This is a genomic window from Lacrimispora sp. 38-1 (assembly GCF_049890855.1).
GTDB lineage: Bacteria > Bacillota > Clostridia > Lachnospirales > Lachnospiraceae > Lacrimispora.
The window spans coordinates 135,719-157,823 of sequence record NZ_JBANEW010000078.1; the positions used below are offsets into that span (position 1 = coordinate 135,719).

General features: G+C 42.6%; 20 protein-coding genes. 3 read left to right on the forward strand and 17 right to left on the reverse strand.

Annotated features, from left to right (window positions below; translation table 11 throughout):
- Window positions 1-77 precede the first annotated feature (77 nt).
- From V7D18_RS22625 to V7D18_RS22635, 3 genes are read right to left on the reverse strand one after another with little or no spacing between them, the layout of a single operon-like run.
- A complete protein-coding gene (locus tag V7D18_RS22625; RefSeq protein ID WP_426157738.1) occupies window positions 78-1,424 on the reverse strand; it encodes a sensor histidine kinase in 1,347 nt (448 codons plus the stop codon).
- An 8-nt stretch (window positions 1,425-1,432) separates the two neighbouring features.
- Window positions 1,433-2,119 carry a response regulator transcription factor gene (locus tag V7D18_RS22630; RefSeq protein ID WP_426157855.1) on the reverse strand — a complete coding sequence of 229 codons (687 nt, stop codon included), beginning with the start codon at window positions 2,117-2,119 and terminating at the stop codon, window positions 1,433-1,435.
- A 45-nt stretch (window positions 2,120-2,164) separates the two neighbouring features.
- Window positions 2,165-3,367 carry an APC family permease gene (locus tag V7D18_RS22635; RefSeq protein WP_426157739.1) on the reverse strand — a complete coding sequence of 401 codons (1,203 nt, stop codon included), beginning with the start codon at window positions 3,365-3,367 and terminating at the stop codon, window positions 2,165-2,167.
- 153 nt (window positions 3,368-3,520) lie between these two features.
- Between V7D18_RS22635 and V7D18_RS22640 the strand changes: the two genes are divergently transcribed.
- Complete coding sequence (locus V7D18_RS22640; protein WP_426157741.1) at window positions 3,521-4,402, forward strand: LysR family transcriptional regulator; 882 nt, start codon at window positions 3,521-3,523, stop codon at window positions 4,400-4,402.
- A 3-nt stretch (window positions 4,403-4,405) separates the two neighbouring features.
- Here the strand turns inward: V7D18_RS22640 and V7D18_RS22645 are convergent, their stop codons facing one another.
- From V7D18_RS22645 to V7D18_RS22655, 3 genes are all read right to left on the reverse strand, one after another.
- On the reverse strand, window positions 4,406-4,936 hold the full coding sequence (locus V7D18_RS22645) for a GNAT family N-acetyltransferase (RefSeq protein WP_426157743.1): 531 nt from the start codon (window positions 4,934-4,936) through the stop codon (window positions 4,406-4,408).
- A gap of 144 nt (window positions 4,937-5,080) precedes the next feature.
- Complete coding sequence (locus tag V7D18_RS22650) at window positions 5,081-5,863, reverse strand: EFR1 family ferrodoxin (protein WP_426157744.1); 783 nt, start codon at window positions 5,861-5,863, stop codon at window positions 5,081-5,083.
- Between the two features lie 38 nt (window positions 5,864-5,901).
- On the reverse strand, window positions 5,902-7,362 hold the full coding sequence (locus V7D18_RS22655) for an MDR family MFS transporter (RefSeq protein WP_426157745.1): 1,461 nt from the start codon (window positions 7,360-7,362) through the stop codon (window positions 5,902-5,904).
- Window positions 7,363-7,535: 173 nt separating this feature from the next.
- Here V7D18_RS22655 and V7D18_RS22660 point away from each other — a divergent pair, with 173 nt between their 5' ends.
- The gene (locus V7D18_RS22660; RefSeq protein ID WP_426157747.1) at window positions 7,536-8,120 is read left to right on the forward strand and encodes a TetR/AcrR family transcriptional regulator; all 585 of its coding nucleotides are present in this window, start codon (window positions 7,536-7,538) and stop codon (window positions 8,118-8,120) included.
- 29 nt (window positions 8,121-8,149) lie between these two features.
- On the opposite strand, the gene V7D18_RS22665 is transcribed toward V7D18_RS22660, so the two are convergent.
- From V7D18_RS22665 to V7D18_RS22695, 7 genes are all read right to left on the reverse strand, one after another.
- Complete coding sequence (locus V7D18_RS22665; RefSeq protein ID WP_426157749.1) at window positions 8,150-8,836, reverse strand: response regulator transcription factor; 687 nt, start codon at window positions 8,834-8,836, stop codon at window positions 8,150-8,152.
- Window positions 8,837-8,931: 95 nt separating this feature from the next.
- Window positions 8,932-9,771 (reverse strand): Nif3-like dinuclear metal center hexameric protein, encoded by an 840-nt coding sequence (locus tag V7D18_RS22670; protein ID WP_426157751.1) that lies wholly within the window; start codon window positions 9,769-9,771, stop codon window positions 8,932-8,934.
- Window positions 9,772-9,783: 12 nt separating this feature from the next.
- A complete protein-coding gene (locus tag V7D18_RS22675) occupies window positions 9,784-11,613 on the reverse strand; it encodes a beta-glucoside-specific PTS transporter subunit IIABC (protein ID WP_426157753.1) in 1,830 nt (609 codons plus the stop codon).
- A 19-nt stretch (window positions 11,614-11,632) separates the two neighbouring features.
- Window positions 11,633-13,096 (reverse strand): glycoside hydrolase family 32 protein, encoded by a 1,464-nt coding sequence (locus V7D18_RS22680; RefSeq protein ID WP_426157755.1) that lies wholly within the window; start codon window positions 13,094-13,096, stop codon window positions 11,633-11,635.
- Window positions 13,097-13,195: 99 nt separating this feature from the next.
- On the reverse strand, window positions 13,196-14,191 hold the full coding sequence (locus V7D18_RS22685; protein WP_426157757.1) for a LacI family DNA-binding transcriptional regulator: 996 nt from the start codon (window positions 14,189-14,191) through the stop codon (window positions 13,196-13,198).
- Between the two features lie 55 nt (window positions 14,192-14,246).
- On the reverse strand, window positions 14,247-15,413 hold the full coding sequence (locus V7D18_RS22690; RefSeq protein ID WP_426157759.1) for an excisionase: 1,167 nt from the start codon (window positions 15,411-15,413) through the stop codon (window positions 14,247-14,249).
- 84 nt (window positions 15,414-15,497) lie between these two features.
- Window positions 15,498-16,400, reverse strand: a complete 903-nt coding sequence (locus V7D18_RS22695; protein WP_426157760.1) for an ATP-binding protein — start codon at window positions 16,398-16,400, stop codon at window positions 15,498-15,500.
- 248 nt (window positions 16,401-16,648) lie between these two features.
- Here V7D18_RS22695 and V7D18_RS22700 point away from each other — a divergent pair, with 248 nt between their 5' ends.
- The gene (locus tag V7D18_RS22700) at window positions 16,649-17,542 is read left to right on the forward strand and encodes a LysR family transcriptional regulator (RefSeq protein ID WP_426157762.1); all 894 of its coding nucleotides are present in this window, start codon (window positions 16,649-16,651) and stop codon (window positions 17,540-17,542) included.
- A 63-nt stretch (window positions 17,543-17,605) separates the two neighbouring features.
- Here the strand turns inward: V7D18_RS22700 and V7D18_RS22705 are convergent, their stop codons facing one another.
- From V7D18_RS22705 to V7D18_RS22720, 4 genes are read right to left on the reverse strand one after another with little or no spacing between them, the layout of a single operon-like run.
- The gene (locus V7D18_RS22705; RefSeq protein ID WP_426157763.1) at window positions 17,606-18,664 is read right to left on the reverse strand and encodes a tripartite tricarboxylate transporter substrate binding protein; all 1,059 of its coding nucleotides are present in this window, start codon (window positions 18,662-18,664) and stop codon (window positions 17,606-17,608) included.
- A gap of 18 nt (window positions 18,665-18,682) precedes the next feature.
- The gene (locus tag V7D18_RS22710) at window positions 18,683-20,203 is read right to left on the reverse strand and encodes a tripartite tricarboxylate transporter permease (protein ID WP_426157765.1); all 1,521 of its coding nucleotides are present in this window, start codon (window positions 20,201-20,203) and stop codon (window positions 18,683-18,685) included.
- 11 nt (window positions 20,204-20,214) lie between these two features.
- Window positions 20,215-20,712, reverse strand: a complete 498-nt coding sequence (locus V7D18_RS22715) for a tripartite tricarboxylate transporter TctB family protein (RefSeq protein WP_426157766.1) — start codon at window positions 20,710-20,712, stop codon at window positions 20,215-20,217.
- Window positions 20,713-20,729: 17 nt separating this feature from the next.
- Window positions 20,730-22,082, reverse strand: coding sequence for an enolase C-terminal domain-like protein (locus V7D18_RS22720; RefSeq protein WP_426157768.1), 1,353 nt, complete (start codon window positions 22,080-22,082; stop codon window positions 20,730-20,732).
- Between the last annotated feature and the right edge of the window lie 23 nt (window positions 22,083-22,105).

Below are 22,105 nucleotides of genomic sequence, written 5' to 3' on the forward strand. Positions count from 1 at the left end.
TGTGTGAACTTCCTGTGAAATAAAAAAACTGCCCGGCAGAAATTCACATCTGCCGGGCAGTTTTCTCTATTCCATATTCACATTTCAAATGGCAGGATTACGGTAAACACCGTACCTTCACCGGGTTGGCTTATTACCGTAATCTCTCCCTTATGCGCACTTACAATCCATTTCACCATGGCAAGTCCAAGTCCCGTGTTATTGCGTCCGCTGCTTCTGGATGGATCAACCTGATAAAAACGTTCCCATATATGCTTTAGATGTTCTTTCGCAATCCCGATCCCATTGTCTGCTACCTTTAATTCCACATGATCCTTCTGCCTTTTCAAAGAAAGCTTCACCCAGCCATTTTCTTTTCCATACTGAACCGCATTTTCAATTAAATTAATCAGCATTCTGATCATCATGGTTTCGTCTGCCATCAGGAAAACATCGGGCTGTACTTCTGTAATGACATCGATTTTCTTCTCCTTTGCCATCTCATTTTGCTGTTCCCCAATGATCTCCACCAATTCGCTGAAATTAATCCGTTCCAGATTCTCCAGCTGATACTGGCCATTGTCCATCCGGGCAAGAGTAAGAAGATTGGCAATCAGGGCAGACATCTTTACCGCCTGCTGCCTGATTTTTAAAAGGGATTCTTTTGCTTCCTCTGTACTGGAAGCATGTTCCAGTCCGTAATCACACTGCGCCAGAATAACCGAAGCAGGTGTCCTCAGTTCATGGGATGCGTCTGCAGTAAACCGCTTCTCATTTTCAAAATACCCCTCCAGCTTATCAAACATGCCATTAAAGGTCTTTGCCAGAGTATGGATTTCATCCGTTCCCTCTCCCAGCTGAATCCGCCGGGACAAATCTCCCGCCTCCCCGATGGCTTCAGCCGTCTGAATCATATCCTGAACAGGGCGAAGTCCCCTGTCTATGACCAGATACCCAACCACCGCGATTACCAGAACCAGAAACGGCAGCGCCAGCACAAGCAGGCGAAAGAATATATCCTCTGAGCGGACGGTATCGTGAAGCGGCAGAATACCACGGATCCATATATAAGTCCCATGATCTTTTTTTAACTGAACATCATATACAAACCACTCCTTACCGCCGGATTTCATCTTTCTGGAAGTGTCTTTTGTGAAGGTCTGCTGACTTTCAAAACCGTCCGGAGCAATTCCTGCAAGCCATGTTCCATCCATGCCGTACATGGAGATGTAGATATCATTCACAGGGACCGAGATCTTTTCTCCTAACTGATTCCGGTTCATATCTTCGATTTCATCCACGGTTTCCATTAATTTTTTCTGTAAGCTCAGACTGTTTAATTTTCTTTGTGTAAATATTAAAAAAACGGATCCCACCACAACCAGAAGCATCATAAATAAAGTAAACCACAGAGTAACCCTCATTTTAATGGAAAGTTTCTTCATCGTCTCTCCTATCTGTTCTTCTGGTTTTCTGTCCGCAGAACATACCCTGCGCCTCTGACAGTGTGAATCAGTTTTTCCGGATAATCTTCGTCAATCTTCTTTCTTAAATAACGAATATATACATCAACCAGGTTGGATTCTCCTTCATATTCGTAATTCCAAATATGCTGGCTGATTTTTTCACGGGATAGCACAATTCCCGCATTGCGGATTAAATATTCCAGTATAGAAAATTCTTTGGAGGATAACTGAATGGATTTTTTATCCCTTGTCACTGTCCTTGTATCGCAGTTTACTGTTAAATCCCCAAGTTCAAACGTATTGCTGATATTGCCGGATGACCGTCTTAACATGACCCGGATTCTTGCCAGTAGTTCATTAAAAGCAAATGGTTTCACCAGATAATCATCCGCTCCTGCATCAAGACCGGTTACACGGTCCTCTATGCTGTCCCTTGCTGTCAGCAAAAGCACCGGAGTCTTCTTTCCCTGTTTCCGGATCTTTTTTAATAATTCAAGACCGTTCATTCCGGGAATCATAATATCCAGAATAACCGCATCATAATCAGCCATCTGGAAATACTCCAGGCCATCCAGTCCGTTAAAACAACTATCAACCGTATAATGTTCCAGCTGAAGCTTTTTTACAATCAGTCCATTTAAATCAGGTTCATCTTCCACCAACAATATTCTCATTACCTGTGTTGTTCCCTTCTTTCTTATGTACATTCTTTGGGTTTCTTAATTATGCATTATTATATCACAGGAATGGGGAATGAAACATGAAAAAGTAATCAGCAAAAATAGTACCATTGCGTATCCCGATGAAAACAGAAAGATAATCAAAAGTAAAAACAGCAAAATTCCAATTCCTATCCGTATCACCATATGATGAATGAGTTTAAAACCGCTTGCCAGACCCAGAACCGCATTCCCGATAAACATGGTATTTGCAATTCCCACAATACTTTGAAATGACAACTTCCCAGAGGCATGAAGAAAAAGCACCATACCATTCACCGCCAGAAGCATCAGGGCAGTCAGCCATTTATGGTGAAATATTTCCGGTAATCCGGTATTCTCAAAACGTGCCGTAGTCTGCCGAACAACTGCCCCCGTAAAGGTTGACACGGTACAGATACAAAGACCTGCAGCCAGCCCGGAAAAGACAGCTCCTGAAAATCTGCCGGCTACCGGAATCAGCAGATCCGGCATGGAATGGCTGGGACTGTTTTGAAATGCGAAAGCTGTCAGCAGATAAACCAGGATAATTGCTGACAAACTTATCTGCATGGCACGCATCATGGTGCGTTTCGGATTCTCCACATCTTCCACATAATTCCCCAGTATCTCCCATCCCACAATCGCCCAGAATATAAGAAGAAGCGTCTTCCCTAAAGCCCCCGGTGCCGGAAGACTGCCTGGAATCGTTAGAACCGGTAAACGAAATAAAGTCGCACCACTGCCTGCGAGCAGCAGACAGGCTGTGATACTGGATAATACCAGCATAAATTTCCCCATAAAGGAAACACCCGATATAACGATCAGAGCACAAATGAGAAGAACACCACCGGCTGTAACCCATGAATTTACGTGACAAGCAGGGAAAATAGCCGGTTGAATGAACTCCGCGGCAGTAAGTGACACGGCAACAGGTCCGAAAAAGACGGCTACCGTAAGATAATTGGCCGCTAATGTCCCAAATCTGCTGCCAAACATATCCCCGACAATCGTACTGATTCCCCGGTTATCCGATACAATAATTGTCATCTTTGCAAAAACATAGGCAAATAAAATATTAAGTGCCATAATAATCACCCATGCAAAAATGGCATGTTCACCCAGCATATCATAAGCCAGAGATGGCAGAAAGATAATACCGGAGCCCAGAATCGGTCCGGTCATCAACCCGCTTACCGTAAAAACATTTAATTTTTTCTTCATACTAATACATCTCCCTTCAATCACATCAATCATAATAAAAAATCTTACATTTGTATAATTGAAGTTATTAAAGATTGACTTCAGAATTATTGATGGTAGAATAATAATAACATAATTTTGTGCCAGGTAAGAACCGGAAGGGGCGAATGAGATATGATAGAAATACGTAATTTAAGAACGCTGGTAAAGATAGCAGAGCTGGGCAGCTATACAAAGGCAGCCCAGGCCCTGGGATATGCCCAGTCTACGCTGACCTTTCAGGTAGGTGCCATTGAATCCTTTTATAATTGTCCTGTTTTTGACCGTACAGGTAAGACACTGAAACTTACTGCGTTCGGCGAACAGCTGCTGGAATATTCCAATTCGGTATTGCGGGAGTACGATACTCTGGAACAGTTAGGAAAAAGTGATGCCATTCCCCAGGGCTGTCTGCGGATCGGAGCTCCCGAATCCCTGACACTGTACCGTTTATACCCCCTTATCATTGCTTATAAATCTGCTTATCCACAGGTGGAGGTTCGTATGATCAACAGCCCGTGTGAGCTGCTGATAAAAGATTTATCTGCCGGGCAGCTGGACATCAGCTTTGTCCTTCAGCCAGAGTGCATGGATGAGAATCTTCATACGGAGCTGCTTCTGGAAGAAAAAATGTGCCTTGTTGCTCCCGCCGGACATACACAGCCCGACTTTTTGCCCGAATCCGGGGAAATGGTGCTCTATACAGAAAAAGAATGCAGCTACCGGCAGGAATTTGACCGGTACTTGCAAAGGCATCACTATGTCCCTTCCAATGTACTGGAAACGTCAAATGTGGAGGCAATCAAAAAATATGTATCCACCGGCCTGGGAGTTTCATACCTTCCTTATTACACCGTAAAGGCAGAAAGTGAAAGCGGATTACTTCGTACAAAGATGATTGAAACAGATCCTGTTTTTTTCACCCAGATTGTTTATCACAAAAAGAAATGGATCTCTCCAGCCATAAAAGCACTGTTAACACTAAGCCGGGAATATGGCCGGAAATGGTCCGTCTGACAATCAGTGATTATTAAATTCAGATTTTAAAATCGCATATTCATAAGTATCCTTCCATATGGGATTGCCGTTCTCATCAGTAAAGAAATATACATTTTGCAGCAATGTCCCCTCTCTTCTCATCCCAACGCGCTCAAGAAGTTTCCAGGAATGAGGATTACGGGGATCACACATTGCGATCATCCTTCTTACACCAAGCTCATGAAAGCCATATTTCATGAGTGCAAGCAGACCTTCGGTGGCATACCCGTTCCCCCAGTACTTTTCATTGAAAACATAACCTACTTCCCATGTTTCAAATTCTTCTTTTGCAAAATAAAAATTACCTATGAGTTTTCCGCTTTTTAAACATACGGCAAGAAACCGTTCGTCACCAGCCCGCCTCTTTGCTTCTAAATAAGACTTTTCTTTTGAATATGGCTTATATGGTTCAAATTCCAATACTTTCGGGTTGGAAAAATACTCATATAAATCCTCACCGTCATTATCTGTAAACTTACGAATAACCAATCGTTGCGTTATTATTTCCTTCATATAACTCCCCCCTGGAATTTAAAATAGTGTTACAACTAAATATTATACAGCATCATCCATGGAATTCAAAAGACTTTCCTCTACAAATAATTATTTCCACATTCTCAGGGGATGCCTGCTACACCGCCAAATGTAATGGCACTCTTACCGGCACATAAGATCTTTCACCTCAACATAAGGGTTCTTGTACCTCTGTTTTCCTTCCGTCATACTTCCGTATTGTATTGCCTCCTTGGGACATAGGTTTAAGCACGAAAGACACATCTCGCACTGATGCTTCCATACTGGTATTCCATTTTTCATTTCAATGTTATGGGCAGGGCAGAGCTGGCTGCATAATCCACAGCCAATGCACCCTTGATCCGCCTTGAACAGATGATCCAGTTTTTTAACGAACGGCGAGGCAGAACGATACAATATGCCCGTTCTCAAAATTCTGTCGGACATGGAGCCCGTTTCTACTGCATGATACTCATGGGACTTAACTGCCGAGGCAATCTCGATGACTTTCTTCTCCATTGAGTCAAAAAGTATTTTCTTTTTCTCTTCACTGGTTTCGTGTAATAATATCATGTTGGTAGGCATCACTACTGAATAACCTGCAGAAAGTCTGAGCCCCCTTGCCCGCAGCATTCTGCGGGCAAGCACTAAAGCACCCGCTACCCGACCTCCGCTGGTCGCGGCGGCAAAAATATATTTTCCCTTGTTTTTACAGGACAGGCGTTTCATAAACCGCTTAACGGCTCCTGGCAGACCAAAGGCATATACCGGAAATACAAGACCGATACTGTCGGCTTCTGGAAATACCGTTTCTTCACCCGCAGCCTGCATGGCCACTAACGTCGTATCTTCCAGCAGATTTCCAATACTTCTGGCACAGTTTAGGGAATTTCCTGTCCCTGTAAAATAGTAAATAATCGTTGACATCTTAACTGTTCTCCTTTTCATATCTGATGTTCGTATGCTTATCCCCTATCTGTCTGCAAGACCACTTCCGGTTCTGATTGTTTATGAACCGCCAGGAACAGTGTAGGAATCAATGCGGCCACTGTGAAACCCACAGACCACCAGAAAGCAACATTGTATGCACTTACAGCATTCTGTATCCCCTCTGCAGAACGGCCGGCCAACTGATGTTCTACAATTGTTGCAAGGACTGCAGACCCGAACGCCCCGCCAATTGTCTGCAATATCCTCGTGGCAATACTGGCATGGGGAATCTGTTCACTGCTTAACCCGACATAAGCAGAGACCATAAGAGGAATAAATACTCCGCCAAGACCAGCCCCCCGTATCAGAAGCGCTGCAGCTAACAAAATCCCATTTGTTCCGGAATCAGCAAAAGCAAATGGCAGAGTACCAGCTGCCGTGATTATGAGGCTTACCATAACGATTGGGCGCGCTCCTATACGGTCGGTCAGTTTCCCCATCTGGGTTCTTGTAAGCAACATACCAACTCCCTGAGGGATCAGCATAAGTCCGGCGTAGAGAACACTTTCACCACGCACCTGCTGATAAAATAACGGAAGCAGAAGCATACCGCCGTTTGTGATAATACCCGACATGAAAAGCAAAACAGACGTAGCGGAAAAATTACGTGACCGGTACAGATGCAGATCAAGCACCGGAGAAATCCTCGTATGTAAGGCGTAAAAAACAAAACCAGCCATCATAAACAGTCCGATTACTACCGGAAGAAATACCGCACTGCTGTTTAATCCGCCATGAGATGCTGTCTGTGCAATTCCATAGATGAGTAAGGCAAATGCCGGGGACAGCAGCAGAATACCAGCAATATCAAGAGGCTGTTTCTCCTTCGAGGGACTGTCCGCCGGTATTCCCCAGAAAGCCAGTAATAAAGCAATGATAGTCACCGGAATATTGACATAGAATATCCAGCGCCATCCCAGACTGTTTACGATAATACCGCCCAGAACCGGTCCCAGAATCGGTGCCAGAAGCATGGGCAGGCTGACGATTGACGCCATATGTCCAATATTTCTGCCCCCGGATATTTGAACCAGCATGTTTGTCATGGTCGGCATCAATAAACCTGCGCCAATTCCCTGAAGGAGACGAAACCCGATCAGAGTACCTATATTCCATGACAGTGATGAAAGAATGGAACCAGCAAGAAATAATGCCAGTGAAAATTCATACAGCCGCTTACCTCCAAGACGATTAATCGCCCAGCCGGATACAGGTACGGCTATTGCCATTGCAAGCACATATCCCGTGATGACCCACTGAATAACTGAAACGGTGCTTTTTAATTCACCCGCTATTGTTTTTATTGCCACGTTGACCATTGTCGAATCCAACAGCGGTGCAAGAGAACCAAACACCAGGATTACTGATACTTTAAGCAGCATCGAATCAATCTTTTCTTTTTGCTGCCTGGAATTACCTGCTATACTTTCTGCCATATGAAAGCCTCCTTATAATAAGCTCTCGTAAAGAACGTTGTATCAGATTCTTAAAGAGAACTTTACTTTATCCAACAATCTGTTGTATTATCATATTGTAATGAGATTAAAACTCTTCATCAACCAATAATCATGATTCGATTGTCGGATTTAAAAGATAAGGGGGTATTTTTTTGAAAAAACAGCCTGAAATTACGATGCAGACAAGAAAAAACTTAGCAGATGCATTCTGGCAGATCTACTGTGAAAAACGAATTGAAAAAATCACAGTAAAAGATATCACAACAAAGGCAGGTTATAACAGAAGTACATTCTATGAATATTTTACTGATGTCTACGATGTGCTGGAGCAAATTGAATCTTCGGTTTTACCAGATATTGAAAAACACAAAAAATTTCTACTGAATAAGGACATGCAGTTCCCCCTCAAACATCTCGTGGAAGTGTATAGTAAAAACAAACAATATTTAGTTGTCCTGTTAGGAAAAAACGGCGATCCGGCTTTTCAGGAAAAGATGAAAAATACATACAAAGACCTGGTGCGCCCCATACTTCAATCATATGAAACGGATGAGTACATACTGGAATACGGTTTAGAGTATGGAATGTCGGCTATTATTGGTATGATAACGTATTGCTTTACAAGGGAAGAACACCCTGATATTGAAAGGATGGTCAGGCTTCTTGACAGTTTCATGAACGATGGTATATTAAAAGATTCCAAATTAATCAAAAAAACCGGGCAGAAATCAGATTAAAAAAATCACCTGATTTCTGCCCGGTTTTTCTATCCTTTCACAATGCCCCGAACCCTCAAAACGTATCCCACGCCTCTGACCGTATGTATCAGCTTTACCGGCTGACCTTCATCGATTTTCTTCCTTAAATACCGAATGTATACATCAATCATATTGGATTCTCCATCATAGTCATAATTCCATATATGCCGGCTGATCTTTTCGCGGGAAAGCACGACTCCTTTATTGCGAATCAAATATTCTAATATTGAGAATTCTTTTGCGGAAAGCGGAATAATTTTATTATCTCTTATTACTCTCCGTGCGTCGCAGTTGACAATTAAATCACCAACCTCAAAAATATTGCTGATATTGCCGTAGTACCGCCTTAACATTGCGCGTACTTTCGTCAGAAGCTCATGTAAGGCGAATGGTTTCATCAGATAATCATCAGCCCATAATTCCGGATCGGTACCCTTAACCTGAGCGGTGTCTCCAGAAGTCATCATAAGCACCGGAGTCTTCTTTCTCTGGCTTCGTATCTTCTTTAGCAGTTCAAAACCGCTCACCCCTGGAATCATGGTATCCAGAATGACGGCATCATAATAAGTCATCTCAAGATACTCCAGTCCGTCAAGCCCATTGAGACAGGAATCTACCGTATAATGTTCCAGCTTCAGTTTTCTTACAATCAGCCCATTTAAATCCGGTTCATCTTCCACTAATAAAATTCTCATTGCCTGCGTCATTCCTTTCATTCTTCTGTGCTTTTCCGGATCTTTATACCGTATCAATATTATATCACAAGAATAATGAAAGAACAGGAAGGAAATTACAAATAATCAAAAGGCTCTTTTGCATCAACAAAAATTACAGTTTCTAATGGGAAAAGTTTTTGCACCCAGCCAACCACATGTTTCATGCCGGACTCCTCACTTCTCTCATGACCGATGATAATCATGGAGTGGCCAAGTCCAAGCATAGAGGCATCTCTGATATAAGCGCTGAGCGTCCATTCGGTAATATCTCCGCATATGACTGTATCTAAATTTTCTCTTAACATGAACTCCATGGTATTTTTCTCGTCGCCAAGGCCCAGACTGCCGCCTCCCACCAGTACACCAATGCGACGGCAGGTTCCCTCCTGGTTACCAATCACTCTGGCACATTTCACATCCAGAGAATCCTTTACTTTCATCACCAGATCCTTAAGCTTCATCTCCGGTATCTGATAACACAACCGGGCTTTCAGCAGAGGATTCTTCTCATCTTTTCCGATTTCTTTTCTTTCTTTATAATCACTCCAGCCCATATCCTGATCAAAGCCCTGATAAATCATGTCATCAGAAACCGCATGCATATAATCATGAAACCGCCATATTACAAGATGGTTTTCTTCGATCAGCTGTTTCTTTTTTATATAAACCGGATCATTGATAAGCCATTCTTTCTGATCCCTTCCGTTAAACCAGGTTGGTTCATGGGTAATAATGAAGTTGGCCCCCAGTCTGACCGCCTCTGAAATCACATCAACGGTAGCCATAAATGAAGTAACTATTTTAGTAACCTCCGTATCCGGATCACCTATAATAATCTGGTCAACGGTTTTTACCGGATCCAGAGTCACCCCAGTCTCCCTGATGATACTGTCAACGATTTCTCTCGCTTTCATTAACTGTCCCTCCTACTCAATCTGGATTACCGGATCTTTAAAGGTATCCGGCTCCATTATTTTCACTTCATGAAATTGATGCGTATTTGTCACAATAAGCATTACAGTGGTATCATATCCCGCCTCTTTTACTTTGTCAAATTCCACGTTTCCGATCACCTGGCCGGAGTTGATTCTGTCCCCTTCCTGCACAAAAATCTCAAAATATTTTCCATCAAGCTCTACCGTATTAATTCCGATATGAAGGATCATTTCCGCTCCATATTCCGTCCTGATCCCGATTGCATGCTTTGTGGGAAATACCGAAACAATCACTCCGTCTGCCGGTGCAAATATCTCATCACTGGCCGGAATCACTCCGATCCCCTTTCCCAATGTACCTGATGAAAAAACTTCATCTGCAACCTGACTAAGCTTAACAACCGTTCCTTTTGCTGGTGCGGTCATTGTCTTTTGAACCGCCAGAGTTTCCGGCGGCGAAACCGTTCCTGCAGGCATTCCAGCTGATTTCCCCGCAGATTCATAGCCAAATAGATAAGTCAGAAGAAAAGTTCCTGCAAATGCCACAGCCATGGCAATTGCGAAGCTGACAGCTGGAGTATAGGAAGGAATAACCATAATACCTCCTGCCAGCTGCGAAGCGGATATATGGAAAATTCCGCAAAGACCGCCTGCAACAGCGCTCATGGACATAGCATATAGCAGCACCCGTCTGAATTTAAAGAATATTCCGTAAATCACAGGCTCTGTAATTCCGGTTAAAAAAGCAGGTACAAATGCAGAGAAAGACAACTCTTTTAATTTAATGTCTTTGGTTTTAAAGAATACGCCCAGTGCCGCACCTGCACCTGCATAAGCCGTCGCCTGAACAGTTGGAAGAAGAAAATCCTGACCTGTTGTGGATAAATTATTAATTATAACAGGGATGAGCGCCCAGTGAAGTCCAAGCATAACCGTAGGAATTCCTATGAAGCCAAATACGATATTTGTAAGAACCGCATTTTTCCCCAGGGCAATTGTTAAAACATTAGAAATGAACGTGCCGGTATAAATACCAAAAGGTCCAAACACAATTAAGGTAATGGGTACGACCAGCATGAGAGACAGCATGGGAACAAACAACACCTGAAATACACCGGGAATAATCTTTTTTAACAGCCTGTCAATGAGAACATAAGTGCAGATTGCCAGTATTACCGGGAAAACAGTAGAGGAATAGTCCATTAATACCACCGGTATATGCATGAAATCCGTCTTCCCCCCGGCTGCTGTTAAAAGCCTGGTATAGTTCGGTTCCAGAAGCGCTGCTCCTATGACACCGGATATGTAAGGATTCACATTCATGCGGGTGCCAAATGTTATTCCCAGAATTATGGGAAGAAAATAAAATACTGCATTTGAGGCGGCTGTTAATATTGCATAGGTTCCTGACGCTGGCTGCATTACCCCTGCTGCCACAAGAATCTGAAGCAATGCCTTTAACATACCGGAGCCTAATATTGCCGGTATAATGGGCGTAAAACTTCCTGAAATTACATTGAAGATCTTTGCTGACAGCTTTTGTTCCTTTCCTACTCTGTCATCTCTCCCGCTGTTCCCATCCCCCGTCAGTTTTATCACCTCTTCATATACATCTTTCACATTGGTCCCGATGACAATCTGATACTGGCCCCCGCCCCGTACCACCTGCATAATGTCCAACTTTTCCAAAGCTACCTTATCCGCCTTTTCTTCATTTTTTAAAACAAAACGCAGCCGGGTCATGCAGTGAGTCAGACTTTGCACATTGTCCTTCCCGCCAATATTCTCAATAATCTTTTCTGCCAAATTTTTATCGCTCATGATTACACTCCATTCTTACTTAGACTTTCAGGTTCCATTTTTGAATTGCTGCTTTTACAGAACCCTCTCTTGCTGTAAATACCGTCTCAATACCTGACTCCTGGGGGAAAATCCTTAGTGAAAAACAGACCTCTCCCTGATTAACAAAAATTTCTAAGGAAGATTCATCTGAAAATATCCGGATTTCTTTTAATCCGTTCTCCAGCCTTGCCTTACGGAAACTACCGTAGTCTTTCGCAAACACCTCTCCGGAAGTGCTTCGGTCCACACAAATTATCTGGTCTTTACTGGAATATCGGATCATTGTCTGCTCCTGTTTATTCTGTCTTACACGGATCTCAAAAATTCCTGTATTCTGATTTATGATCTTAACCAGCAGTTCGTAATGTCTGCCATAAAATCTTTCGTCCTGATAGCTTTTATCTTCCATGAAAATGGTCTCACACACATGTTCACTTCTAAGCAGTTCCATCTCCTTTACCGGATTCAGCCTTATGCGCCCGTCTGCAATGGTGAGTTCTCTTGGAATAGTCAGGCAGTGGGCCCAGCCATACCGGTCCGTAGGGTATGAAATCTCAGGCAGCCCCATCCAGGCAAACAATATTCTTCTTCCCAAAGGATCCAAAAACGTCTGAGGCGCATAAAAATCGAAACCATAATCAAGTTTTTCATACCGGTTCCCGTCAAAGGTCAATGTGTCCTCATTCATGGGACTCCCTATCAGATATCCTGCTTCATAAATATTGGAGTTTTCAGACTCTTCCGTTTCCAGTCCCTGGGGACACATCATTAAAATGCCATAACCGTCTGCTTCAAAATAATCCGGGCATTCCCACATAAAAGCTTTCGACTTCCATGGGACAGACAGCTCACCGCGATACTCCCACTGTTTTAAATCAGAACTTTGATAAATCAATGCCGTTCCGGTCTGTAAAATCCTTTGGGCACCTGTAATCATCAGGAAACCATTCTTCCCCTTCCACACTTTCGGATCTCTGAAATGCTCTGTGATCCCATCCGGCGGCTTAGGTATCAGAGGGGAAGTCTCCTTTACAATTCTGCCTTCCTGATCCATAACCGCCAGACACTGGCTGCTGTGCCTTACCCAGTCATCATCTCTGTGATTACCGGTGTAAAACAGGTACAAAAGTCCATCCTTTTTCATACTGCTTCCTGAATAGACACCATGGCTGTCAAAGCTCTGGTCCGGTGCTAACCCAATTCCTAAGTCCTCCCAGATAATGAGATCTTTTGAACGGAGATGATACCAGTACTTGGTTCCATGAACCGGTCCGAACGGGAACCATTGATAAAATAAATGGTAGAAACCATTGTACCAGGCCAGACCATTGGGATCATTCAAAAGTCCGGTAACCGGCTGTATATGATAACTTTGCCGCCATGGACTGTTTTGAACTTTTTTTGCAAGTTTCAAATACTCCTCTTCAGATATTCCGTCTGGTTTTGTATGACTTGTATTCATAAATTACCTCAACTTCCGCAATATTGGAACCGGTTCCAATATTGGGTGAAATTATAAGGAACAGTTTCATATTTGGAACCGGTTCCTTATAATTGGATTTTACTTCTTCTGTTGTGGTTTGTCAACACTAAATCGCTCAATTAATTCATATGGAGAAACGATCACTTCTTCCGTTACTTCATGTTCCAATAACTTAAGGAGACTTTTTGCTGCAGTGCCCCCGGCTTCCCTGAAGAAAAATTTAATTGTTGTAATTCCAGGATATACCAGATCTGTGATCTTATCTCCCCCTACTCCCACGATTGAGAGCTGTTCCGGGACCTTTATATCCAGAAGACAGCAGGTTTTTAACACTCCCACTGCAATGTTATCGGTTGCGGCAATAATGGCAGTAGGCTGATTTTTTTCTGTAAGAATTTTCTTAGCCATAATCACAGCATCCTGGGAAGAGAATGAAGTTTCTTCTATGTTAAGAACTATGTTTTCATATTCCCCTGAAGCCTTGATCACACCCTGTTTCCTTTTTATACCAACCGATATATCGGTCTCAGGAATTCCAAGATAAGTGACGAACCGATGGCCTCTCTGGAAAATATAGTTCCCCAGACAATACCCCGCCTGATAATCGTCATGAATCACGCTGGGGACACCGGGCACCTGCTGGCCGATGACAACTATGGGAATTGAAATCTCATCAAAAGCTTTTTTATGTTTATCCGTGATTACCGTGGCAGCCAGAATGATACCGGAAACCTTCTGTTTTGCAAGAGAATAAATACTTTCAATCTCTCTGTCAATATCCTGATTGGTATTGGAAATAATCATCTGAAATCCATTCATCTGCAATACATCATCAATGCCCAGCAGCGTTTCCGACATGGCATTGGAATTAAGCCTGGGGATAATCACTCCGATAATTTTCGTTTTTTTCGCCTTTAAGCTCTGGGCGAACTGGTTGGGGGAATATCCTGTTTTTTTGATAACTGCTTCTATTCGCTCGGCTGTTTTTTCACTGACAGATCCCTGATTTAAATACCTGGAAACTGTGCTTTTCGCGACGCCGGACATTTCTGCTATTTCTTTAATACTTGCCATAAAAGTTCCAACTTTCTGCCTGCTTTGTTCTTCCAGTTAACTTTATAGTAATAAACTACATTCGATGCTTTCGTTCCATAACAAATTCCTGCAATTGCTGCACACGCTCTGTTATCGCATTTCCAATCACTTCTATCCTTTGTTCATCCATAAATTCAGATTGTTTAAATACTTCATATAAATCTTCTTTTATGTTTTTTAAATTATCAAATGGAATCCATTCAAAATCTGTAATTAATCCCATCTGTTTTGATTGCTTTGCATAGAAAGGTTTGGATTCTGTTTCATCATAAGCATGAATGACTTTTGTTAACTTATTATGCCACAAACTGGTTCCTGAATCAAAAACCGGTGCTGCGCCGATCCATTCTAAGGTTTCTACATTTCTGATAACACCAAAGTTTCCAAAATGTCTGTCTGTATTTGCTATCAAATAATCGAATACTAATAAATAATTGAGAAATTCACTCATATGAGGAATGCCCAGCCATTCACATGCCTGAATAAAATGATCATAGGTTGAATTCTGACTTCGTTTTTTCATGGATTTATTAATACTTATTGCGCTGACCAATTCAGTGTCAGTATTTATAAAGTTTTCGCACACACTATATGGCATTCCATTATCCCATAGCAAAGTATAAGATACATAATTTGTACAGCCAAGGCGTTCATGTAATTTAGTTGCATATACTTCATTCAATGGTTCCTGCATATATGGATTACTGCCTGCTTTTATCAGACATCTTTTTCCATCGATAATTTTCCACTTCTTTTTTAACCAGCCATCCGATGTGTTACAGGGTGACATCAAGTCAATTATCTCATTTTCTGCTGGTTGTCCAAATAAGATATTTCCCACATCATCCGAAAATGAATGATCAAAAAAATTTATATCAGACCATTTTAAAGTTGTATGATCCGGTTTCATCCAGTATTGATCTGATAAACTAAGTCCATAGCATCTTGCTAACAACTGCTCCGTATGGGACACATTCAGTTCTTCCAACGCTTCTCTTATTCCAGACCGGCTTGCCGGTATGGAACGGCTGAACCACCATTCATTCAGTTCTTTTTTATTAGGAATTCCAGATTTAAAATCAATTCCTATCGGAAGGTAAGCAAGTTCCAGTGCTTCTGTAATTTTCACAATTGCTGATGTGTCATCATCAATCTGCAATTTCACAACCGGTGTATTCTTATTCATTAATGTACAATGCATACTCTTGTCCTCCTTTCGATCTAATGGTTGTAGTATAACATATTCCCAATTTATTATCTATTGGGATCTTTTCTGCCTACCAGCCTAAAACTTCGCCACATATTTTGTTAATTTGCCATTTCCCACCTTACAAATCAAATCTTTATCGAGCATTTCCTTAAGAATATTAATTGCATGAGTTGTTCCAGAACCCAGAGTTTCTTCAACATCGGAGCGGGTAATTTCTTTTTGTCTCTCAAATAATTTAATTATCGGTAAATATTTTTTGTTATCATTAATCAATACTCTGGCATGTATATTGGGAAGCACAACCCGAAACGCACCTTCCACATTTTCAAACTCAGGCTGCACTGGAAATTTTTTATAGCAGCTGATTATCTTACTGATACCTGTTCCATATGCTTCAATAAGCTTGATCCTGCAAAATAGTGCTGCAAGCTTTTCATTTCTGGATTGAGACACTCCTAACATAGCTGCCTCTAATGATAATCCAGATACCAGACTTCCTAAGGATAGTATCTCCAATCTGTCTGAGTACAGATTAATGAATGTACTTCCGCTAAAAGAATAATCCCTGTGAACAATGGCATTCAGCAATGCTTCACGAACAGCATCTTCCGGATAATCTCTTTCATCCGTTCGTAGTAAATCATGGAAAGAAGCCATTGTCCCATTGTAAAAATCAATGGTTCTATAAGCATCTGTAAGCTGAGTAAACAAGGAGCCCGTAAACTCTTTTCTGTCCCTGAAAACCAACTTTTCTGTGCCTTGAAATATAGCAAATTTAATAGAATGTTTACATTGATCAGAAACAAGTAAACCCATATTTGTATAAATACCATCTGAAGAAAGTATTCCTAAATTTTTCATTTGAATTTCGGTAAATTCTAACTCCCTTATTTTTAGCTCCTCATCCAGTCTGTGAAAAGTCAGTTCTTGAACCAGGGAGCGATTTGTTTCAAACGAATCTCCATCAGTTGCTTTCATGGCTCCACTCCTTCTATCAGTTTCTATCTTTTCTATCACAATACTAACACAGCAAGTGATAGAAAGCAAGAATAATCAGCTGACAAATTGCGACAAGAGAAACCACATTCCTGCTGCTTTCCACTTTCACATAATTCCTAAAAAATACAACCCAATTACTGCAAATTCATCCCAACTGTGATATCATAATAAGTAATGGCCACACTCCCTAACTCCAATACACACCGCATAAACAAGGAGGCACTTTTATGGACACCCGCTATCTGACCTACATCCTGACAATCGCAAAAAAAGAAAACATGACCAAAGCTGCCGAAGAACTTTTTGTCTCCCAATCCACCTTAAGCCAGTACCTTTCAAAGCTGGAAAGCGAGCTGGGCACCCCATTGTTTTACCGGAGCAAAGGCCGGTTAACGCTCACACCTGCAGGCTCTCTTTATATAGAAGCTGCAGAAAAAGTTATGTCCATTAAAAATATCCTCTATCAGAACCTCCAGAATATTGAAAACCGCGGCCACATAACTGTGGGAGTAACCTCACAGTTCGGCCTTGCCATGCTGACCGATATCATCCCTGCCTTCAAGGTCCAATACCCGGATATTATCATTGAAATTTCAGAAACCAATCTTCCCGGACTTACCAGAATGATACTGGAGGAAAGCATCGACTGCGGAATCATGGCCATGAATGAAACCGATCCCTTTTCTCCTGATCAGGTAACCATCCTCCGGGAGGAAGAGGTTTTATTCTCCATCCCCATCAATCACCCCTACCGTAAAAAGAATCCGGACAGCCCCATACGGATCATGGAATTTGCAGAGAATTTCGGGGAAGAAAATATCCTGTTATCGAAAAAGGGTTCCACCCTGCGCCACCTCACCGACATGGTGCTGGAAAATGCCGGCTGGATCCCCAGTACAGTCTGTGAAACCAACAGCATATCCACAACCAGAAGTATGGTTGCCATGGGAATCGGCGTCACATTTATCAGTGAGTCCTGTGCAGCTGACCGGGACCATGTATCGTACTATAGCGTGGAGCCAAAGCTTACCAGGTTAAACACCCTGGTAACAAGAAAAAACTGGATTCAGAGTCAGGCAAGTCAATGCTTCTGTAATGCCATAAAGAACTATTTTCATTAAAAACAGCCCTGGGAGTGGATATTAAAACCAACTCCCAGGGCTGTCCTGTTTCTATTAATTTAATTATTTTGCAAGATCATCTGCAATCTGTTTAATCTCATTGTAAATCTTTTCGTCATTTACCTCAGAATCAGCAGAGCTTAAATAGTAAGGCATCATTTCAACTTTGGCAATTGCCTCTTTTACTTCCGGATCCTCGGTCATTTTCTTAACCAGCTGATCGTACCAGGCAATGACATCATCAGATGTATCCTTGGGGAAATAGAAGGAAAATTCGCAGTTTGGATATACTAAATCTACGCCCTGCTCTGTTAAAGTAGGAATATCCTTGATTAATTCATAGCGCTCTTTCGTCGGTGCTCCCAGGCATACAAACTGTCCTGCTTCCAGATAATCCTTACAGTTAATATAAGCACCTGGCATTAAATCCACCTGACCGGAAAGCATGGCTGCAACCTTATCTGAGTTGGAACCTACGTCAACCAGATCCAGATCAATTCCTGCTACCTTTTCAAATGCAAGCAGCTCATAGTAAGTATAAGCACCTACTTCGGTACATGCTTTTAACTTGCCTGGATTTGCTTTTGCTGCCTGAATGAACTCATCAAGTGTCTTATACTTTTCCGGATTTGCATATAACTGCTGTGCCGGATCAAGAGCAAAGGTCGGTCCTAATTTAAAAGCAGTATAATTATAATCGGTAACACCGGCAATGTTTGCCACGTTTACCAGGTTGTGACCATAAAGGAAGGTATGTCCGTCTGGTGCTGCAGAACGAACCTGATTTGCTGCTACGGAACCTGCAGCTCCATTGGCATTTACCACGATAAAATCAGCACCTGTCATTCTCTTTGCATATTCCGCAAATACACGGGCGGAAAGATCTGTGTTGCCGCCTGCTCCTGCCGGAACCACGATGGATACGGTGGTGGTTGGCTTCCAGGTGGAAGCTGCTGCTTCAGTGGTTGCCGCTTCCGATCCCTTTGTGGTGGCTGCCTCAGAACTGGCTGCCGCTTTTGTTGTTTCTGCTGCTGTTGTTGACTGTGTCTGGCTGCCCCCGCATGCTGTCATACCAAGAACCATTCCTGCCGCCATTACTGTTGCCAAAAATCTTTTTTTCATAGTTTTTGCTCTCCTTTTTTATGATTGTTCAGTTGCCTTACCCGCTTTTTTAATTAAGTACATCTTGTATTCTTTATAAACCGACCAAACCACTACTCCGATTGCGACAAAAAAGAATGCGTCGAATATCGGTCTCTGGAAAAATGCTCCAAATGATTTGTACTGCATGATTCCTCTTCGGAGATATGTCTCCAGCATTTTTCCTATGAGGAAGCATAATACAAACGGTGTAGTTGGCAGTCTGAACTTATGATATAAGTATCCCACCAGTCCGAATAACAGTATGGACTGTACGTCAAAAATCCGGTTGTTGGTTGCATAGGCACCCACACAGCATAAAACCAGGATCAGAGGCATCAGGATGTGCTTCGGAATTTTCAAAAGCTGTACAAATACTTTAATTCCAAAGAACTCAATTAACAGCATCAGGGTGATACAGATCATGCAGGCTGCAAAAATTCCGTATACCACATCTGCATTTTTAACAAAGAGAAGAGGTCCTGCCGATAAGCCGTGGATCAAAAATCCTCCAAGCATCATGGCCGTTACTCCGTCCCCGGGAATTCCGAGAACCAGAAGCGGAATCATGGCTCCGCCTATGGTGGCGTTGTTAGCGGTTTCCGTAGCTACAATTCCGTCTGGACAGCCCTTTCCGAATTCTTCCGGATGCTTTGACATGTTTTTAGCAGTTACATAGGCAAGCATTCCGGAGGTACTTCCTCCGATTCCGGGAAGAATACCGATTCCAGTACCAATAAGAGCGGAACGAATGGCGTTTGGAATCTGATAAACAAATTCCTTCCAGGTAAAGCCGAAGCCTTTGATGGGCTTCATTTTGATAACATCCATCTTTCCATGACCCATGGATTCCGCTGTTACGAGAATCTCTGAAATAGCGAAAATACCAATTAACGTGGGAAGTGTATCAAATCCAGCCATCAGGGAGCTTGAACCAAAGGTGAAACGTGCTGTTCCGTCAATGGGAGCCATACCCACCAGGGAAAAAATGAGTCCCAGCATACCTGCCAGTACACCTTTTAACATTGATCCGGATGCCAGAACTGCAACCATAGTCAAAGCAAAAAATGAAATTCCGAAGTTCTCAGCCGGTGTAAACTTAAGTGCAATATTTGCAAGCAGCGGAGCGCAGAACGTTAAAACAATAAAGGAAAAGATAGATCCCAAAAAGGAAAATACAATTCCATATCCAAGGGCCTTCCCTGCTTCCCCGTTCTTTGCCATTGGATGCCCGTCAAAGCAGGTTGCAATGGAGGAAGCCGTACCTGGCATGTTAAGAAGAATGGCTGAGATCAGACCTCCTGAAATACCTCCGATATAAACCGCCACCAGCATATTCATACCCATGGATGGGGACATGCTGAATGTGAGGGGTAAAAACAATGCCACAGCCATGGAAGCCGATAAACCGGGAATGGAACCAAATATAATCCCCACACTCACTCCTGCTGCCATAAGCAGAAGAGAAGACGGAGTAAAAATTCTTGCATAAGCGTTACCTAATGAAATTAATGCGTTCATTGCTTCCCCTCCTATAAATTAATGGTGAATATACCAGCAGGCAATATGATCTTGAATCCATACCGGAACAGGAAAAATACAATAAAGGTAAATACAACGGAAGTTACTGCCAGCTGTATGATGTCCTTTTTCGTTTTTTTCTCATCCGGTGCCAGAACATACATCTGAAATGGTAAGTAAAGAATCGTGGTAACAATAAAACCAACCGGCTGAAGCAGATAAACATAAACCAGAATAAGGATAAAGCTGATGAGCATTCGTTTGTAATCCAGATCTTCCTTTTCCATTTTTTCAGCTTCTGCTGTTCTCATTTTCAAGTTTTTTACATTGAAAACTGCCAGGGCTGCCGCCAGAACAAAGGTCACAATACCGATGCACATCGGCATGAAATCCGGACCGATTTCCATAATTGATGATTTCGGCAGCATCTTCGCCATGATCATCATTCCGGCAGACAGAATCATAAAAAATCCGCCGACAATCATATCCCCATATTTTTTAATAAACATTGACTGTCCTCCTCCTTTTATCTTACCAATGCCGGTTTTTTACAGTCATACTTCCAGCCAGGTATTAAATACTGCATCGCCAGAGCGTCATCCCTGTCATGGGAGGAAAGGCTGTTATACAACGCATTCGCCTCCATTACCCGCTCCATGTTTATCGTCACTCCCAGTCCCGGTTTGTCAGGCACCTCTAAGTAACCGTTTTTAATAGACGGAGTATCGTTTAAGAGATTCTGCCCATCCTGCCAGATCCAGTGGGTATCCAGTGCTGTTGGATTTCCCGGTGCTGCAGCTGCCACATGGGCAAACGCTGTCAAAGTGATATCAAAGTGATTATTGGAATGGCTTCCCCAGGTCAGTCCCCAGTCATTTAAAATCTGAGCCATTCTCACACTTCCTCCAAATCCCCAGAAATGAGGATCTGCCAGAACGATATCCACCGCTTTTAATGCTGCCGAATGATAAAACTGTCTCCAGTCTGTTGCAATCATGTTGGTGGCTACCGGAAGGTTAACGGCATTTTTAAATTCCGCCATAATTTCTCTGCTGGAAAAACCGGATTCCGGACCACAGGGATCTTCTATGTAGGATAAGATTCCCTCCATTGGCCTGCTAAGTTCAATTGCTTCCTTTAAGCTCCAGGCACCGTTTGGATCAATATTGATACGGCCGTTGGGAAACGCCTGTTTCAGCGCCCGCACCGCTTCCATCTCTTCGAAACCTGAAAGCACACCGCCTTTTAACTTAAAATTTTTAAATCCGTATTTTTCATGAAGAACACTGGCCTGCTCAACGATCCGTTCCGGAGTAAGCATCTGCATACGCCGGAGGCGAAACCACGGATCTTTGCTGTCACTCTCATCCAGATAGGAAAGCACTGGTGCAGCCTTTTCTTTTTTGCTGACATAGAATAAATACCCCAGCGTCTCAACCTGATCCCTCTGTTTTCCCTCTCCTAAAAGTTCACAGATGGGCAGTCCCAAATGCTGTCCCAAAAGATCAAGAAGTGCACACTCAATGGCCCATTCCGCTTTTACAACGAATTTCAGCTTGCTGATATCAAGGGTCTGTATTCCTTCCCCGTCATCCTCTTTTGCTTTGGATGATGCTTTATGAATTGAATTTAAAATACTCCGGTATTTTCCAATCTGCTGTCCAACTACAAGAGGGGTGCAGCTTCTTAACGCTTCACAGGTATAATCTCCTCCATGAATCTCCCCGATTCCCGTATTTCCGGCGCTGTCCTTTAAAATCACTATATTTCTGGTAAACCAGGGTGCATGAGCTCCGCTTAAAGTCATCAGCATGCTGTCATAGCCTGCTACCGGGATAACCTGCATTTCTGTAACAACCGGCGTTCCTGAGTACTCCATATCTTCTATTTCCTTCCTTTGGT